This is a genomic window from Flavobacterium sp. IMCC34518 (assembly GCF_027111095.2).
GTDB classification, from domain to species: Bacteria; Bacteroidota; Bacteroidia; order Flavobacteriales; family Flavobacteriaceae; genus Flavobacterium; species Flavobacterium praedii.
The window spans coordinates 2301573-2320292 of sequence record NZ_CP114284.2 but is presented as its reverse complement, the minus strand read 5'-3'; the positions used below and the strand labels follow the sequence as shown (position 1 = coordinate 2320292).

The 18720-nt window shown below is 33.2% G+C and carries 18 protein-coding genes and 1 riboswitch; of the genes, 14 read left to right on the top strand and 4 right to left on the bottom strand.

The genetic code is table 11. The annotated features are described in order from the left end of the window. Positions 1-5: 5 nt before the first annotated feature. Positions 6-302, bottom strand: coding sequence for a thioredoxin family protein (locus OZP06_RS09815; protein ID WP_269221707.1), 297 nt, complete (start codon positions 300-302; stop codon positions 6-8). A 72-nt stretch (positions 303-374) separates the two neighbouring features. Then, positions 375-1610, bottom strand: coding sequence for a metallophosphoesterase (locus OZP06_RS09810; protein ID WP_281323659.1), 1236 nt, complete (start codon positions 1608-1610; stop codon positions 375-377). A gap of 204 nt (positions 1611-1814) precedes the next feature. On the opposite strand from OZP06_RS09810, the gene polA reads away from it, so the two are divergent. Continuing rightward, a complete protein-coding gene (gene polA, locus OZP06_RS09805) occupies positions 1815-4676 on the top strand; it encodes a DNA polymerase I (protein WP_269221706.1) in 2862 nt (953 codons plus the stop codon). A 91-nt stretch (positions 4677-4767) separates the two neighbouring features. Here the strand turns inward: polA and OZP06_RS09800 are convergent, their stop codons facing one another. After that, the gene (locus OZP06_RS09800) at positions 4768-5787 is read right to left on the bottom strand and encodes a LacI family DNA-binding transcriptional regulator (RefSeq protein WP_281323658.1); all 1020 of its coding nucleotides are present in this window, start codon (positions 5785-5787) and stop codon (positions 4768-4770) included. Positions 5788-6136: 349 nt separating this feature from the next. Here OZP06_RS09800 and rplM point away from each other — a divergent pair, with 349 nt between their 5' ends. The 4 genes from rplM to tsf all read left to right on the top strand — a co-directional run bounded on the left by rplM (position 6137) and on the right by tsf (position 8907). After that, positions 6137-6592 (top strand): 50S ribosomal protein L13, encoded by a 456-nt coding sequence (rplM, locus tag OZP06_RS09795; protein WP_111409710.1) that lies wholly within the window; start codon positions 6137-6139, stop codon positions 6590-6592. After that, the gene (gene rpsI / locus OZP06_RS09790) at positions 6592-6978 is read left to right on the top strand and encodes a 30S ribosomal protein S9 (RefSeq protein ID WP_077371473.1); all 387 of its coding nucleotides are present in this window, start codon (positions 6592-6594) and stop codon (positions 6976-6978) included. The genes rplM and rpsI overlap by 1 nt, the downstream gene beginning before the upstream one ends. A gap of 173 nt (positions 6979-7151) precedes the next feature. Beyond that, positions 7152-7946, top strand: a complete 795-nt coding sequence (gene rpsB, locus OZP06_RS09785) for a 30S ribosomal protein S2 (RefSeq protein WP_269221705.1) — start codon at positions 7152-7154, stop codon at positions 7944-7946. Between the two features lie 136 nt (positions 7947-8082). Continuing rightward, on the top strand, positions 8083-8907 hold the full coding sequence (gene tsf, locus OZP06_RS09780; protein WP_269221704.1) for a translation elongation factor Ts: 825 nt from the start codon (positions 8083-8085) through the stop codon (positions 8905-8907). Between the two features lie 369 nt (positions 8908-9276). Here the strand turns inward: tsf and OZP06_RS09775 are convergent, their stop codons facing one another. Next, positions 9277-10518, bottom strand: a complete 1242-nt coding sequence (locus OZP06_RS09775) for an MFS transporter (RefSeq protein ID WP_269221703.1) — start codon at positions 10516-10518, stop codon at positions 9277-9279. Between the two features lie 236 nt (positions 10519-10754). Here OZP06_RS09775 and OZP06_RS09770 point away from each other — a divergent pair, with 236 nt between their 5' ends. The 9 genes from OZP06_RS09770 (at position 10755) to OZP06_RS09730 (ending at position 18615) form a co-directional block, all read left to right on the top strand. After that, a complete protein-coding gene (locus tag OZP06_RS09770) occupies positions 10755-11813 on the top strand; it encodes an exopolyphosphatase (protein ID WP_269221702.1) in 1059 nt (352 codons plus the stop codon). Between the two features lie 259 nt (positions 11814-12072). Next, positions 12073-12750, top strand: coding sequence for a hypothetical protein (locus OZP06_RS09765; protein WP_269221701.1), 678 nt, complete (start codon positions 12073-12075; stop codon positions 12748-12750). After that, positions 12750-13322, top strand: a complete 573-nt coding sequence (locus tag OZP06_RS09760; protein ID WP_269221700.1) for a DNA-3-methyladenine glycosylase I — start codon at positions 12750-12752, stop codon at positions 13320-13322. Before OZP06_RS09765 ends, OZP06_RS09760 begins: the two co-directional genes overlap by 1 nt. A 71-nt stretch (positions 13323-13393) precedes the next feature. Next, positions 13394-13489: riboswitch (TPP riboswitch) on the top strand. Between the two features lie 63 nt (positions 13490-13552). Continuing rightward, positions 13553-13759 carry a sulfur carrier protein ThiS gene (gene thiS, locus OZP06_RS09755; protein ID WP_269221699.1) on the top strand — a complete coding sequence of 69 codons (207 nt, stop codon included), beginning with the start codon at positions 13553-13555 and terminating at the stop codon, positions 13757-13759. Positions 13760-13992: 233 nt separating this feature from the next. Next, positions 13993-15816 (top strand): phosphomethylpyrimidine synthase ThiC, encoded by a 1824-nt coding sequence (thiC, locus tag OZP06_RS09750; RefSeq protein WP_269221698.1) that lies wholly within the window; start codon positions 13993-13995, stop codon positions 15814-15816. A 71-nt stretch (positions 15817-15887) separates the two neighbouring features. Beyond that, entirely contained in the window at positions 15888-16499 is a 612-nt protein-coding gene (locus OZP06_RS09745) for a thiamine phosphate synthase (protein WP_269221697.1), read from the top strand. Further along, positions 16472-17227 carry a hydroxymethylpyrimidine/phosphomethylpyrimidine kinase gene (locus tag OZP06_RS09740; RefSeq protein WP_281323657.1) on the top strand — a complete coding sequence of 252 codons (756 nt, stop codon included), beginning with the start codon at positions 16472-16474 and terminating at the stop codon, positions 17225-17227. Before OZP06_RS09745 ends, OZP06_RS09740 begins: the two co-directional genes overlap by 28 nt. After that, positions 17220-17858, top strand: coding sequence for a thiamine phosphate synthase (locus tag OZP06_RS09735; protein ID WP_269221695.1), 639 nt, complete (start codon positions 17220-17222; stop codon positions 17856-17858). The genes OZP06_RS09740 and OZP06_RS09735 overlap by 8 nt, the downstream gene beginning before the upstream one ends. Further along, positions 17845-18615 (top strand): thiazole synthase, encoded by a 771-nt coding sequence (locus tag OZP06_RS09730; protein WP_269221694.1) that lies wholly within the window; start codon positions 17845-17847, stop codon positions 18613-18615. The genes OZP06_RS09735 and OZP06_RS09730 overlap by 14 nt, the downstream gene beginning before the upstream one ends. The last annotated feature ends 105 nt before the right edge of the window (positions 18616-18720 follow it).

The following is an 18720-nucleotide window of genomic DNA, read 5'->3' as shown; positions in this document are numbered from 1 at the left end:
AAAAACTAGATTTGTTCTTGAACTAAACCTATTAAAGTATTCGCATCTAATTCACCTGATTGTCTCCAGATCATCATACCTTCCTTATAAATCATTAAGGTAGGCAGACCTTTAATACGCAAAGCATCAGCTAATTCTTGATTTTTATCAACGTCAATCTTTATAACTTTAACCTTGTCACCAAGAGCAGCTGCTACATCTTTTATTACAGGATGCATTGACACTGAAGATTCGTTCCAATCTGTGTAAAAATCAATTAACACAGGAACTTGTGTATTTATAAGTTCTCCAAATTTTGACATAAAACCAAAATGTTTAATTTCTATTACTTTCGAAAAGAGATATTATGTTGCAAATTTAGCATTTTAAACCAACTATGCTAATTTTTTACCCTTTATTAGTTGAATTACTGTAATTTCAGGCATAATTCCAACTCTTCCTGGATAAGCATGAAAACCAAAACCTCTATTTACATATACATACCTACCTAAATTTTCATATAATCCAGCCCATTGTTTGTAGACGTATTGCGCCAAACTCCATTTAAAATATCCCGGAATTTCTATCCCAAATTGCATTCCATGCGTATGACCAGATAAAGTTAAATGAAAATGTTTTTCATCATGTTGAATCACTTCATCCCAATGACTTGGATCATGACTCATTAAAATTTTAAAATCTTGTTTCGTTAAATTTTGAGCTGCTTTCTTTAAATCACCAGCTTGTTTGAAATTTTTACCCCAATTTTCAACTCCAACCAAAGCGATTTTATCATTCCCTTTTTCAATAAAAGTATGCTCATTCAATAATAAAGTAAAACCTATTTGACCATACAAATTCTTAATAGCATCAAAGTTCTCTTCTTTATCAATTTGTGTTGACCAAGTCACATATTCACCGTAATCGTGATTACCGAGTACTGAATACTTTCCAAACTCATGTTTTTTGATTCTATTAAAAGTATCTATCCAAGGGTGCATTTCCTTCGCATGTGTATTCACTATATCACCCGTAAACAAAATCATATCCGAATTTTGAGCATTAACCAAATCAATGGCGTAATTAATCTTATCTGGATTATCAAAACTGCCACTATGAACATCTGATATTTGGGTAATTGTAAAACCATCAAAAGCATCTGGTAAATCTGGAAAATGAATGGCTTGTTTGATTACTTTATAATTGTATCTCCCTTCAAATATCCCATATATTAAAGACAGAAAAGGAACCGCAGCCAACCCTAAACCAACTTGACTAACAAATTTACGTCTAGAAGGCAAAAAATCATTATTACTATTATTGTCGATAAAATAGTTGATTGAACCTGCGGCCAAACGAAATACATCTTCGCCAAGAAGCACAACCGTCATAACAATTTTTGGTATATAAACCACAAGTAACAATCCCATTGTGAACATAGTTTGCTGAGTTTGCCCAACCGAACGATCAAATTGTGTGAAGGAATAAAGTATAAATACAAAAAGTAAAAGGCTTATTATTTGATACGAAATCAACATCCATCGCAACTTGATTAAAGTTTTAACAGCTTGAAAAGCATAAAGTTCAATAATAAAAAGAACAGCCCCAATAAGTAATAAACGTAAACCCATTATTTTTTAAAATTTTACACAAAGTAACAACTAATGAAAACGTTAAGGATTTATATTATCAAAATTTTAACTTTGGATTAACAATCTCATCTTTAAAGTTTAAATAGCTAACAAATGATTAGTTGTCGAAATGAAATTAGAAATTTCAGCAACAAATTCATTTTTAAAACTCAATTGCCTATTTTTACAGACTAAATTTTTTATATGTCTGCTCAAAAACGCCTTTACCTTCTTGATGCTTATGCATTAATATTTCGTGGTTATTTTGCCTTTATAAAAAACCCAAGAATCAATTCTAAAGGAATGGATACTTCGGCCATTATGGGTTTTATGAATGCCTTAATGGATGTCATAAAACGAGACAAACCCGATCATTTGGCCGTTGCTTTTGACAAAGGCGGAAGTACCTACCGATACGAAATGTATCAAGAATACAAAGCACATCGTGATGAAACTCCCGAAGCCATCAAGATTGCGGTTCCATATATTCAAGAATTATTAAAGGCCATGCACATTCCTATTATTGAAGTTCCCGGTTTTGAAGCCGATGATTTGATAGGAACCATTGCAAAACAGGCCGAAAAACAGAACTATCAAGTTTTTATGGTAACACCTGACAAGGATTTTGCCCAATTGGTTTCCGAAAACATATTTATGTACAAACCCGCACGAATGGGAAATGGAATCGAAATTTGGGGAATACCAGAAGTGTTGGAAAAATTTGAAATCACCAATCCTTTGCAAGTAATTGATTATCTGGGAATGATGGGCGACGCCGCCGATAATATTCCAGGATTACCCGGAGTAGGCGAAAAAACAGCAAAGAAATTCTTGGCAGAATATGGCTCTATGGAAAATCTTTTGGCCAACACGCATCAATTAAAAGGAGCTATAAAAGACAAAATTGAAGCCAATGCCGAATTGGGTATTTTGTCTAAAAAATTAGCCACTATCCTACTCGATTGCCCAGTGACATTTAATGAGGCTGACTACGAATTATCAAAACCCGATGTTGAAAAAACTGACGCGTTATTCCAAGAATTGGAATTTCGTCAAATGAAAGCGCAGTTTGACAAATATTTTGGAACTGGAAAAGAATACGACGAAATTGACACAAATGGCAACGGTAATACTGTCGAGAGTGAAAAAATAGTCAAAAAAACTCCAGCAAAAAAATCCAACGAAGACCAATTTGACTTATTTGGATTTTCGGATGAAGAAAGCAACGAAGTGCACTCTAATTCACATTATGCTACTTTAGAAAATACGGAACATTTTTACCAAAGTATTCAAGGAGATTTTGCAGTGAAATTACTTTTGCAAAACTTAATGAACCAAACCTCTGTTTGTTTTGACACCGAAACTACAAGAATTGATGCTTTGAATGCCGAATTGGTTGGGATGTCATTTTCTTTCGAAAAAGGTAAAGCCTTTTATGTTCCGTTTCCAGAAAATCAAGAAGAAGCTCAAATTTTAGTCGATAAATTCAAACCTTTTTTCGAAAGCGAAACCATCGAAAAAATTGGTCAAAACATTAAATACGATTTAAAAATCCTTTCTCATTATGGTATTCAAATAAAAGGAAAGCTATTTGACACAATGATTGCGCATTATTTAATCAATCCCGATATGCGTCATAATATGGATGTTCTGTCGGAAACCTATTTAAAATATTCTCCAAAATCGATTGAAGATTTGATTGGTAAAAAAGGGAAGAACCAAAAATCGATGCGCGAGGTGGCATTGGAAGAAATTAAAGAATACGCCGCCGAAGATGCTGATATTACTTTTCAATTGAAACAAAATTTCAGTCCGATTCTAGACAAAGCAGAAACAAAGAAACTGTTTGACGAAATTGAAATTCCGTTAGTTCCTGTTTTGGCAGCGATGGAATTGGAAGGAATCAATCTTGACGTTCCATTTTTAAAATCAATGTCAATTGAAATGGCTGTTGAAAGTAACGCATTGGAACAAAAAATTTATGAAACCGCAGGAGAAAAATTCAATTTGGCCTCACCAAAACAGTTAGGAGATGTTTTATTCGACAAATTAAAAATTGGCGGAGCAAAGCAAAAGAAAACCAAAACCGGTCAATATGCTACTGGAGAAGAAATCCTAAGTTATTTAGCCAATGACAACGAAATTGTTCGTGATATTCTCGAATGGCGACAAATGGTAAAATTGCAAAGCACTTATATTGATGCATTACCGAACCAAGTTGATAAAAAAACAGGCAGAGTCCACACCGATTATATGCAAACGGTAGCAGCAACTGGGCGTTTGAGTTCTAATAACCCAAATTTACAAAACATTCCCGTCCGAACCGAAAGAGGACGATTGATTCGAAAAGCCTTTATTCCTCGTGACGAAAATTACACCTTAGTATCTGCGGATTATTCACAAATAGAATTACGAATTATCGCCGCATTGTCTGGCGAAGAGAATATGATTAAAGCTTTTCAAAACAACGAAGACATTCACAAAAGCACCGCTGCTAAAGTATTCAACGTACCATTGGAAGAAGTAACCAAAGAACAGCGAAGCAACGCCAAAACGGTAAATTTCGGAATTATCTATGGGGTTTCGGCATTTGGATTGAGCAATCAAACTTCGCTTTCGCGAAAAGAAAGTGCTGAATTAATCGATGCTTATTATGCAACCTATCCAAAACTAAAATCATACATGTCCAATCAAGTTGATTTTGCAAGAGAACACGGCTATGTACAAACGGTTTTAGGAAGAAGACGTTATTTGAAAGATATTAACTCTGCCAATATGATGGTCAAAAGTGGTGCCGAACGTAATGCTGTAAACGCACCAATACAAGGGAGTGCCGCCGATATTATCAAAATTGCAATGATTAACATCCATAAAAAACTAATTTCTGAAAATTGGAAGAGTAAAATGTTATTGCAGGTTCATGATGAACTTGTGTTTGATGTACACAATTCTGAATTAGAAAAAATTCAGCCTATGATCAAATACGAAATGGAAAACGCTTTTATTATGGACGTTCCATTAGATGTTGAAATAGGTTTAGGAAAAAATTGGTTAGAAGCGCATTAAAAAAACACAGAATCGAGTTTGCTCATTTATATAAAACACTACAGCCGTAAAATAAAAAAAAGCCATTCAAAAATTCTGAATGGCTTTATTATTATTTAGTAGATTCTCTTTCTTTTAATTTTGTTTTAATAATAACCGTTTCATAAGGTTTGTGTTCTTCTTTTGATTCTAATCTATCAATTAACAATTTAACAGCTACTTCGCCAATTTCAATACCATGTTGACTGACAGTAGTTAAACTTGGAGACAAACGTCTTGAAGCAAGAATACCATCTGCAAAACCAATTATTTTAAGATCTTTCGGGATTTTATACCCTTTTTTGACACCTGTTTTCAATGCACCTACTGAATCATTTTCATCTAAGGCAAAAACTCCATCAACAAGATTATTAGTATACAAGTCATTTATCTTTTCAATAAGATCTATTTCAGTATCCGTACGAATGATAATATTTTCATTTACTTCAATATTATTATTACTCAAAGCTTTTAGATATCCTTCGGCTCTTAATTTACCCACACTTAAATTATCCACAGAAGAAATTAAAGCAATGTTTTTACATCCTAAATCAATTAGATTTTGAGTTGCATTAAGACCAGAGTCAAAATCATCAACTATAACTTTATCGCATTCTACTTCATCTGAAGTTCTATCAAACATAACAATTGGAGTTCCATCATTGATAATTTCTTTAAAATGATTGTACTCATGTAATTTTTGCGCTTCTTCAGAAATAGACAAAACAAAACCATCAATAGTACCATTACTTAACATCTCCAAAGTATGTGCTTCTTTTTCAATAGATTCATTTGAAATACACATAATAACGTTATACCCTTTTTCGTCGGCAGCTTTTTCAATACCACTAAAAACTTTAGCAAAAAATGAATTTAAAATATTAGGGATAATTACACCTATAGTTTTTGTTTTACGGTTTTTAAGATTTAAACCAATAACATTAGGTTTGTAGTTTTTAAGTTTGGCATACTCCTTTATTCTGATTTTTGTTTGTTCACTAATCTCTGGACTGTCATTAAGCGCCTTAGAAACAGTCGATACCGAAACATTAAGTTCTTTTGCAATTTGTTTTAATGTAGCTTTTGCTTTCATTGGATAATGGTATTTAGTACTTTTGAAGGTTCTTTAAAATAAATAAAAAGATAATGGATTAAACAAAAAATGCTTATTTTTTAATGATAATATAAAATTTTATAAGCATTTAAAAGAATAAAAGGGAAAATTACAAAAAATATATTAAATCAGAAAAATAAATTAAGCTTATTATTTAAAAAAACAAATCTGAAACTAAATACAAAACTACACATTTGAAATATACATTTGATTATCAGTATAAATCCATTAAAAAAATAATCAAATAAGCTATTTGTATTTAAAATAATTAATTGTACTTTTGCAACCCCTTTATTGGGGATGGAATGTTTAATTAAAATATATTATTGTGAACGCATTAAGCTACAAGACAATTTCAACAACAAAAGCCAATTCTACAAAAGAATGGATTGTTGTAGATGCTGACGGTCATAACTTAGGTCGTCTTGCTTCAAAAGTCGCTATGATTTTAAGAGGTAAGTACAAGCCAAGTTATACGCCACACGTGGACTGTGGAGATAACGTAATTGTTATCAACTCAGAAAAAATCAACCTTACAGGTAACAAAATGGATGAGAAAACGTACATCCGTCACACTGGCTACCCTGGAGGACAAAGAACTTTAACTGCTAAAGTATTGCAATCAAAAAACCCTGCATTATTAGTAGAGAAAGCGGTAAAAGGAATGTTGCCTAAAAACAAATTAGGAGCTGAACTTTTTAGAAATTTAAATGTTGTTGTAGGATCTGAGCACAAACAAGGAGCTCAAAAACCTAGAACTGTTAACCTAAACGATCTTAAGTAATGGGAGTTATTCACAAAATCGGTAGAAGAAAGACCGCTGTTGCACGTGTTTATGTTTCTGAAGGAACAGGAGTTATCGTTGTAAACAAAAAACCATTCGCAACTTATTTCCCAACTGCTACTTTACAGTACAAAGTTTTGCAACCAATGTCTATGACAGAAAATGCATCAAACTTTGACGTAAAAGTAAACGTTTACGGAGGAGGTTCAACTGGACAAGCGGAAGCTGTAAGAATGGCATTGGCACGCGTTATGTGTGAAGTAAATGCTGAAAACAGAGCTATCTTGAAACCAGAAGGTTTATTAACTAGAGACCCGAGAATGGTTGAACGTAAAAAATTCGGTCAGAAGAAAGCTCGTAAGAGATTCCAATTCTCTAAACGTTAATATTGCCTGTCTTGTGCAATATGTACAAGACATTCTAGAATGTATTAAAAATTTTAAAACAATGTTGTTGTTGTCCAACCGAGGTTGGAAATTAGTTTAGCATCTAAATGTATGTAGCCGAGAAATCGCCATTCCTACATTGCTAATCAACAGAACGTAAACTAGTACAAAAAATGTCAAACAAAGTAGAAGTAAAAGAATTACTAGAAGCAGGTGTTCATTTTGGACACATGACTAGAAAATGGGATCCAAACATGGCTCCTTACATTTATATGGAGCGTAATGGTATTCACATTATCAATCTATATAAAACTGCAGCAAAAATCGAAGAAGCAAATGATGCTTTGAAAAAAATTGCTGCTTCAGGTAGAAAAATATTATTTGTTGCTACCAAAAAACAAGCAAAAGACATCGTTGCTGATAAAGCAAAAGCTGCAAACATGCCTTACATCACTGAAAGATGGCCTGGTGGAATGCTAACTAACTTCGTAACTATCCGTAAAGCTGTTAAAAAAATGGCTACTATTGATAAAATGAAGAAAGATGGTACATTCATGACCCTTTCTAAAAAAGAGCGTTTGCAAGTTGATCGTCTTCGTGCTAAACTAGAGAAAAACTTAGGTTCAATCGCAGATATGTCTAGACTTCCTGCAGCATTGTTCGTAGTAGATATCAAAGCTGAACACATCGCAATAAAAGAAGCTCAAAAATTAAACATTCCAGTTTTTGCAATGGTTGATACTAATTCTGATCCACGTGAAGTAGATTATGTTATCCCTGCAAATGATGATGCTTCTAAATCAATTGATAAAATTTTATCTTTAGTAACTGCTTCAATTATCGATGGTCTTGCAAACAGAACATCTGACAAAGAAACAGATGCTACTGAAGTTGTTGCAGAAACCGAAGCTCCTGTAGCTGAAGTTCCAGCAGTTGAAGCTCCTGTAGCTCCAGCAACTGAAGAATAAATCAAATTTTAAATTCCAATTTTAAATTCCAAATTCCATAAAAAATTAGAAACACTATGTTGATAATTTAATAAAATTGGAATTTGGGATTTAAAAATTGGAATTTTTACTTTTATAACATTAAACACATTATATTATGGCAACAATTACTGCTGCAGACGTAAATAAATTAAGAACAATCACTGGTGCAGGTATGATGGACTGCAAAAAAGCTTTGGTTGAAGCAGACGGAGATTTTGATTTAGCTATCGAAAACTTACGTAAAAAAGGACAAAAAGTAGCTGCTAACCGTTCTGATAGAGAATCTACAGAAGGTGCTGCAATTGCTGTTGTTAATGCAGACAAAACTGCTGGAGTTGTTATCACATTAAACTGTGAAACTGACTTCGTAGGGATGAATGAAAACTTTGTTAAAATGGCTACTGAAATGGCTAATTTAGCATTGAACTACAACACAAAAGAAGAATTCTTAGCTGCTGATTTCAACGGAATCACTGTTGCTGAAAAATTAATCGAACAAACTGGAGTTATTGGAGAAAAATTAGAAATTAGAACTTTTGAGAAATTAGAAGGTGCTTTTATCGGTTCTTACATTCACTCTGGAAACAAAATCGCTACTTTAGTTGCTTTATCTGCAAACATTGCTGGTACTGATGAAGTAGCAAGAAATATTGCTATGCAAGCTGCTGCTATGTCACCAATCGCATTAGACGAAAACGGTGTTGATGCTGACACTATAGCTAAAGAAATCGAAATTGCTAAAGACGTATTACGTCAAGAAGGAAAACCAGAAGCTATGTTAGACAATATTGCTAAAGGTAAATTAGCTCGTTTCTTTAAAGACAACACTTTAGTTAACCAAGACTACATTAAAGACAATAAATTAAGTGTTGCTGCTTATGCTAAATCTTTAGACAAAGATCTTACTGTAACTGGCTTCAAGAGAGCTGCTTTAGGATAATCAAATTAAGAGTAAAGATTTTGTTTTTTATAAAATCTAACTTTATAAAATCCCATTTTGTTTGTTAACAAAATGGGGTTTTTTTTTAATTTGAAGTTTTACCATTTTTATAATAAAATCAAATCAATACTTCTTCGTAAATTAAAAAATTAAAGAATTAATTCAGTTTTACACAACGGATAAAAAAGCAATAAACAGTAAATCAAATAAGGACTTTTTTATACTTTGACAAAGTAAATCAAGAAATGAATTCTGTCAAAAAACAATTCCAATTAACGATAAACCATTTTACAACATTAGTTTTTCATATAAAAAAAGTGGATAATCATAAGAATATCCACTTTTTTAGCAATGCTTTATTTAGAAATATTATTCGTCAAGAAAAATAGCATCAACTTTTCTATCATTATTATTTAATTCTTCCTTCTCAACCATATGGAACAATTTAAATACCAGCAAAGAACCTGCTACACCTAATCCAGCCATAAATAACCAGTTTGTCTCATACCCATATACTTGAATTATCTCCATACCAGATTTAGCACTTAGAATATGAGCAAAACTATAACTCATAGTAAATGCAGCCATATACTTTCCTTCATGAGATTCGTACGATCTTCCCATTGCAAAAGAGTTTGCAAAAGGAAAAGTTAACATTACTCCAAATGTCATAAATAGCATCATTGGTATCAATGCACCCTCCCAAGGAAACAATAAGAGTAAAAAGCTAGTTGACATAAACAATAACCCAATAAAAATAACTCTGTGGTTGTTTATTTTATTTCTAATTACATAATTTACTATTGGAAGTTCAAAAAGCAAAATAAGCAATCCATTTAAACTTAAAAGCAATCCACTATCAAACTCAGACATATTAAATCTTTCCTTGTGATACAAAGGCAAAGTAGTAAAAATTTGAAAAAACAAAATCCCCGTAATCATACATATCAACAAATGCAACATAAAAGGATGATCTCTTCTTATAGAAACTTTTTTAGGAGCACTATTACTTGCTTTTAACTTAACAGGTAAAGCCTTTTCCTTAACAAAAAGCATAAACACAATTATAGCTAAAATACAGGTTGCGCCATCAACATAAAATATATATCCATATCCCATTTGCATAATTATCAATCCTCCTAATACAGGTCCAAAAAGAAATCCTAAGTTAACAGCCGCACGAGTTAACGCAAAAGCACGAGCCCTATTTTCCTTTTTGGTATAAGTTTTTAGACAGACCAACATAGCAGGTCGAAACATATCAGCAATACTAGTCAGTACAAGTATACCTATACAAAGCTCTTCGAAAGTAGTTGCATATTGCAACAAAATAAAAACTATTCCGCTAGCAAATAAACTAAAAACCATCACCTTATAAAAGCCGATTTTGTCTGATAATTTACCACTAAGCCACGTCCCAATTATTGAACCAACTCCAAAGAAAACCATCACCCAGCCAATTTGACTGTAACTGAATTGCAAATTTTCCTTCATGTACTTTGAGAGAAAGGGAACAACCATAGTTCCAGCTCTATTGATAAAAGTAATTAACGTAAGTATCCAAATTTCTTTTGGAAAATCTTTAAAATTGTTTAGGTATTTTTTTATCATAATTTAATTTTTTTGGGGCAAAAAATTTATTCATTTTGGCAAAAATAGATTTTTTTTTCAATCCTCCAACAATCAATAAGTTAAAAATACAAAACAATTTAAAAACAAATAATTAACAATTTGAAAACGAGCTAAACTTTTAATAAAAAAAACTTAAATAAAAAAACAATAAATAAAAGGAAATCATGGATTTTTAATTTAGATTTGCAAATGTCAAAACCCCAAAAACTTATAATATGAAAGAGAAATTACACTACTTAATTGCCTGCCTAATACTCTCCTATTCTGCTCAGGCACAACTATATGGTGGAATAGAAATAGGAAGTAAAGGAATAAAAATGACTGTTCTTGATGTAGAAAGTATCAAAAAAAACACTTACGATGTAAAGGAATTTTGGACTGAAAACGTTGGAATAGCCGCTGGTATTTCACAAGATGGTACCCTTTTTAAAGAAGATATTGAAAAAGCAGGAACTGTAGTTTATAACAATTACAAAAAAATGCTTAGCGAATACAAAATTGAAGATAAAAACATTTTCATTGTAGCCTCATCAGGAGTAGGTCTAGCTACTAATACAGCAGAATTAGTAGACAAAATCAAATCTTTAACTAATAAAAAAATAGAAATAATCTCCTCATCACTAGAAGCAAAATTGCTTTTAAGAGGTTGTATCCCTCCTAAAAATTATTTAAACTCAGTTATTATTGATATCGGAGGAGGAAACACTAAAGGAGGATATGCTAAAGACATTAATGGTTCCTCTGTATTTTTCCCAATATCTTGTGACTATGGAACAGTTACATTAACTGAGCTTATCAACAAAAAATGCAAACAAAAAACAGTTTTTGAATTTAGTGAAGTCTTATTCGATTACTTACCTACAGTAAGAGAGAGCTTTAAAAAAATGTATTCTAGTAGAGCTGAATCACAAGAAAAAAGCAATGTATACATTTCTGGAGGTGCTGCATGGGCATTTTACACACTTTCTACAGGAATTAAAGCAGAAGAAAATTTCACTCAAGTTCAGTATGATGACATCTTAAGCATTAGAGCAACCGCTGAAAACAGTTTCCAGAGATTTGAAGCTAATGGTAGAGAAAACGTAGAAATCCAAAGAGTATTAAACACTTACCAACGCAAGTATTTAATAGCCGCTTTTAATCTACTTGAAACCTCACTAGAAGTCCTTCCAAACATACAAAGTAAAAAAATATATTTTGCTAAACAAGGTCAAATTGCTTGGTTAGTGAGTTATGTATTTGATAATGCTAAAGGAGTTAAACAAGTCTTTTAAACTTAATAATAATATAATTTTTTTATAAAATCCCATTCTTTTTGTAGAATGGGATTTTTTTTACCAACTAATTTGATTTAATAAACTACACAACATAACTTTATTTTTGAAAGACTAAATTCTCATTATATCCAAATTATATTTCTTATAATCCAAAAAAAATAAAATTCTCAGATTTATAATATTTACAAATTCATCCCATTTAAATTTAAAAATAAATTAAATTTGAAATAAAATTCCAAACTACAAAACTATTATCATGTTGCAAATTAAAACAATTGTCTTTTTTATAATTCTGGCAGTACTTGTTAGTTGCGGACAAAATAATCTTGAAGAAAAAAATCAAAAAACAACTAGAATAACCAAAATCAAAAATTTGGCATTCGATAGTGTTTTTTCGGAGAAAAGAGACACTTTAAATAATTATGCAACAACAACTTCAAAAGAGAACGATATACAAAATAAAAAATATAAAAGCACAAAAAACGACAACCTAAAAACAAAAATAACAACACCACCTTCTCACCCTATCCATACCCACATAAACCCTATAAGCAAAAAAGAAGAAATGACATCGGAAACTCCAATTAGAAACTTATTAAAAAATGGAGAAGTTGGAAAAACCTATAATAAAAAAGAACTCATAGAAAACTTTAAATTCACAAAAGAAGCCGTTACCATAATAAAACAAATAACTTATCTAGGACCAAATAAATTACATTTCAAATGGGGGTCCACTTGGTTTATTGAAAAAGTTTCTGATGCAAAACTGCGAAATGGCACCATGACTTTTGTATTCAAACAAAATAAAACTTACATTTCCGGGGATGCCTTAGGCATCAAATACAACAAAAAAGTATTTACCGATTTAATCCTTGTAAATGGCGCTGCTTACATCCCCTCAGTTAAAGGGTACCACTGGGAAATAAAAAAATAATGAAAACACAACGTAAAAGATGCAGTTGGTGCACTTCCAGCGAATTATATCAAAAATACCATGACGAAGAATGGGGAGTCCCTGTATATGATGACAAAACCCTTTTCGAATTTTTAATTCTAGAAACCTTTCAAGCTGGATTGAGTTGGATTACCATTCTTAACAAAAGAGAAAATTTCAGAGCAGCTTTTGATGCATTTGATTATATAAAAATTGCAAATTATACCGAAGCTAAAATACAAGATTTACTACAAGATCCGGGTATTATTCGCAACCAATTAAAAATACGTTCCGCTGTTTCAAATGCCATTTCCTTTATAAAAATTCAAGTAGAATTTGGCAGTTTCTCAAAGTACATTTGGGATTTTGTAGATGGAAAACCCATTATAAACAACCGCAAAAACATAAGTGAAGTACAAGCTACAACTCCCCTATCTGATGCAATAAGCAAAGATTTAAAAAAACGCGGATTTAAGTTTGTCGGCTCAACCGTTATTTATGCTCACATGCAAGCTACAGGCATGGTCAACGATCATACAGAAGATTGCTGGAAAGCACCTCAACATCAATAAGAAGAGTTACAGTTGTAACAACTTTTAACTTCCAAACGATTAAACTTCCAAACTTTTTTACATACATTTGTTTCCAACTTTAGGGGTGTCTACAATTGTAGGCTGAGATTTTACCCTCTGAACCTGATCTAGTTCATACTAGCGTAGGGAAAAGTAAGATGACTTCCGTGTACTATTACGTACCGTTTTGGCCATTCCTAAAGTATAATATATACTAAATCTTAAAAGGAATGGAGCTTAAAATCAACAATCAATACAAACAATTCTCACTTGAAAGTCTAACTATTCAAGCACTTCTCGATTTGGAAATTCCCGAAAAACAAAACGGAATCGCCGTAGCCATCAACAATACCGTCATTCCAAAAACCAATTGGAATTCACACCAAATCAACGAAATCGACGATATACTTATTATTTCCGCTACACAAGGTGGATAAAAAATAACACCCTCTTGGTTAATAAAAACCATTAGGGCGTGCCACCATTAAGAAAAAGGGCCAACTTATCATACCTATTATTAGGCCCTTTTCCTTAATGCTGTCGAGCTATCCGTGCTACTTCGGTAGCTTACTTCTATCCCTCACGCAAAAACACAAACCAAGAACATCTCTTTTAAACATTGAATATCCATTTTCAAAACAGAAAACAACATACTGTATTATAAAAAATTATGACCAACGAAGAAAAAATATCCAGAAAACCATTTCCTAATTCGACAAAAATTTATGTTAAAGGTGAAATACATCCCATAAAAGTTGCTATGCGAGAAATTAAGTTAGCCAATACTAATTTATCGAATGGAAGAATAGAAGAAAACCCACCTATAACCGTCTATGATACTTCTGGACCCTATACAGATCCAAATATAGAAATTAACATTAGAAAAGGATTGCCACGCATTCGAGAACAATGGATACTAGATCGTAATGATGTAGAAATATTAAATGAAATCTCTTCTGATTATGGCAAGGAACGATTAAATAATGAAAAATTAAACGATTTACGTTTCGAATATTTACACCAACCAATGCGAGCCAAAAAAGGCGCAAATGTATCGCAATTGTATTATGCAAAACAAGGCATCATCACTCCCGAAATGGAGTACATCGCCATACGCGAAAACCAACGTATCGAACAATTGAATGCGCAAACCAAAGCGATGCAATTCCAACATCATGGAAACAGTTTTGGTGCCAATACCCCAAAAAGCAAAATTACCCCCGAATTTGTGCGCAGCGAAGTAGCTCGAGGACGAGCCATAATACCCAATAACATTAACCATCCCGAAAGCGAACCAATGATTGTAGGACGCAACTTTTTGGTGAAAATTAATGCAAACATCGGTAATAGTGCTGTAACATCAAGCATAGAAGAAGAAGTTGAAAAAGCAGTTTGGGCATGTCGCTGGGGAGCTGATACCATTATGGATTTATCAACCGGAAAAAACATACACGAAACCAGAGAATGGATTATTAGAAATTCTCCTGTACCCATTGGAACAGTACCCATTTACCAAGCTTTGGAAAAAGTAAACGGAATTGCAGAAGATTTAACTTGGGAAGTTTTCCGAGACACCCTTATCGAGCAAGCCGAACAAGGCGTTTCTTATTTCACCATACACGCTGGAGTTTTATTGCGCTACATTCATTTAACAGCCGAAAGGGTTACAGGCATTGTTTCCCGCGGTGGTTCTATAATGGCCAAATGGTGTTTATTTCATCATAAAGAAAATTTTCTGTATACCCATTTCGAGGACATTTGCGAAATCATGAAACAATACGATGTAGCGTTCTCATTAGGAGATGGATTACGCCCAGGATCTATTGCAGATGCTAATGATGCCGCTCAATTTGCTGAACTTGAAACATTAGGAGAACTAACAAAGATTGCTTGGAAACACGATGTTCAAGTATTTATTGAAGGTCCTGGTCACGTTCCCATGCACATGATCAAAGAAAATATGGAGAAACAATTGGAACATTGTGACGAAGCACCTTTTTATACTTTAGGTCCATTAACTACCGATATTGCTCCTGGTTACGACCATATCACCTCAGCAATAGGGGCAGCAATGATTGGATGGTATGGCTGTGCTATGCTATGTTATGTCACTCCAAAAGAACACCTAGGATTACCCAACAAAAAAGATGTAAAAGACGGAGTCATCACTTATAAAATTGCCGCACATGCCGCCGACTTAGCCAAAGGTCATCCTGGTTCACAATACCGTGACAATGCTTTGAGCAAAGCGCGTTTTGAATTCCGTTGGGAAGATCAATTCAATTTGTCATTGGATCCAGACACTGCCCGAGAATTTCATGACGAAACTTTACCGGCAGAAGGAGCAAAAGTGGCTCATTTTTGTTCTATGTGTGGACCAAAATTTTGCTCCATGAAAATCTCACAAGAAATACGTGATGTCGCTGAAGCCGAAAAAGGTATGCAAACAAAATCAGAGGAATTCATTGAACAAGGAAAAGAAATATACGTTTAACCAATTAAAAGCCAACTGATAGCAGTTAGAAATTATTAACTAACTGCTATCCTATTAATCGTAAACCAACAATGATAGTAATCACAAATCCAATTCCGATCACCAATGAAATCGCCACCATACATGCTCTTTTTGAGAGCAATTTGGAGTTGTTACATATTCGAAAACCATCTTTTTCGGATTCAGAAATGAAACAATTTCTATCAGGCATCCATCAAAATTATAGCTCCCGTTTGGTTATACATAGTCATCATCATTTAGCAGAAGAGTTTAAAATAAAGCGTATCCACATTAGCGAAAGCAAACGAAAAGTTATACAATTACTACCAAACAATACACCTTTTGACTCCTACAAAACAAAAGAATTTCATTTATCTACTTCAGTTCACAGCATAGAAGACTTTAATACTTTGGATAAAATTTTTGAATATGCTTTTATTAGTCCCATTTACCCAAGTATTTCAAAAGAAAACTATTATTCAGAAATAAATTGGTTGGAAGCGATTAATCATAGAACCAATTACACAACAAAACTCATCGCTTTGGGTGGTATAGAATCGAACAAAGTTGAAAGAACATTAAAAATCGGATTTGACAATGTAGCCCTATTAGGAACTATATGGAACAGCAATAATCCCATAAAAAACTTTAAATCATGTCAGAAAATCGTCCAATCGTTTTAACAATAGCGGGATTTGATCCATCTGGTGGTGCAGGGGTTTTGGCAGACATCAAAACTTTCGAACAGCACAAAGTATACGGTTTCGCAATCAACACCGCAAATACCATTCAAACTGATCAACTATTTTGTAAAATCGAATGGACCTCTCTTGATTTTATATTGGAATCCATAACAACTCTATTTGAAAATCATTTGATTGAAGTAGTGAAAATTGGAATTGTACCCTCTTTGGATTATTTGAATGAAATTATTTTTTGTCTTAAAAAAATTTTTCCAAGTATAAAAATAATATGGGACCCTATTTTAAAATCTTCAACTGAATTTGATTTTTTATTTTTAAAAAACCAAACTCTTTTAATAAAAATACTAGAACAAATCGATTTGATTACTCCTAATTACAATGAAATTATGCATTTTAATCCTGAAGCAGAAAATATCAAAACGACAGTAAAATTGTATTCCATTTATTGTTCAATTCTATTAAAAGGCGGACACAACCCAACCGAAATTGGTGTTGATTATTTATATTCTAAAAATAGTACTTATAGATTTCCTCCTAAAACTAACAAATGCCATGAAAAACACGGTTCAGGTTGTGTCCTTTCGGCAGCAATTACAGCCAACCTTGCATTAGGGCAAAACCTAAAAACAGCTTGTAAAAATGCAAAAATGTATACCGAAAACTATTTGCAATCTAACCCAACCAAACTAGGATTTCATTATGTATAACAAACTACAATACATCTCACAAGGAGACACTGTCAAAGAACAATTATACAACATTCACCAAGCCTTAGATAACGGATGTGACTGGATACAAATGCGATTCAAAAATCAAGATTCAAAAAAATCATTTGCTTTGGGAGAAGCCGTACATTTTTTATGCGAAGAATATCTCGCCAATTTTATAGTGAACGACAATGTACATTTAGCAGAACAAATTGCTGCAGACGGGGTTCATTTGGGACTCACAGACATGAGTATACAAGAAGCGCGAAGTGTTTTAGGAAAAACAAAAATCATCGGAGCAACGGCAAATACTCTGGAGAATGTTATTAATCATATCCAAAATGAATGCGACTATATTGGTCTTGGTCCTTTTCAATTTACAAAAACCAAAGACAATTTAAGTCCAATATTGGGACTTGATGGATATAATTCAATAATTCAAAACTTAAATGAAATTCAAAAAGAAACACCAATTTATGCCATTGGCGGAATTACATTAGAAGATTTAGAATCACTCATGGAAACAGGAATTCATGGTATTGCGGTTTCGGGTATTATTACAAATAGCGATCAAAAAAGAAAAATCATCACTCAACTTAACAAAAAATTATATGGCAATGTCATTATTTAAAATAGGAGACAAAGTACTTCAATCCCGATTGTTTTTAGGAACAGGCAAATTCGGATCTAATGTAGCAATGGAAGAAGCTATTCTAGCATCCCAAAGCGAATTGGTAACCGTCGCTCTCAAAAGAATTGATCTAGAAACTGATACCGATGCGATTTTAAATCATTTAAAACATCCTCGGATTAATTTATTACCCAACACATCTGGGGCTCGCAATGCCAAAGAAGCAGTTTTTGCGGCACAACTAGCCCGAGAAGCTTTAGAAACTAATTGGGTAAAACTTGAAATTCATCCCGATCCAAAATACTTAATGCCGGATGCTATCGAAACTTTGAAAGCGACTGAAGAATTGGCTAAATTAGGTTTTATTGTTTTGCCCTATATCCATGCTGATCCCGTATTGTGCAAACATCTGGAAAATGCAGGAACAGCGGCAGTTATGCCTTTGGGATCACCCATTGGCAGCAATAAAGGATTGAAAACTATAGATTTTCTGGAAATAATTATAGAGCAAAGCAATGTTCCTGTCATTATCGATGCGGGAATTGGATCACCCTCAGATGCCGCAAAAGCAATGGAACTGGGTGCCGATGCTGTATTGGTCAACACCGCAATTGCCGTAGCTGGAAATCCAAAATTAATGGCCGAAGCCTTTAAGGAAGCCGTAATCGCCGGACGAAAAGCTTTTGAGGCAAAACTGGGACTGCAATACAAACAAGCCATTGCTTCAAGTCCTTTGACTACTTTTTTAAATGTGTAATTATCTAAAATTTAACCGCAAAGCGCGCAAGGATTTACGCAAAGTTTGTTAAGCTTTGCGAACTAAACTTTAGTTTCAAACTATAAAACTTTGCGAACCTTGCGG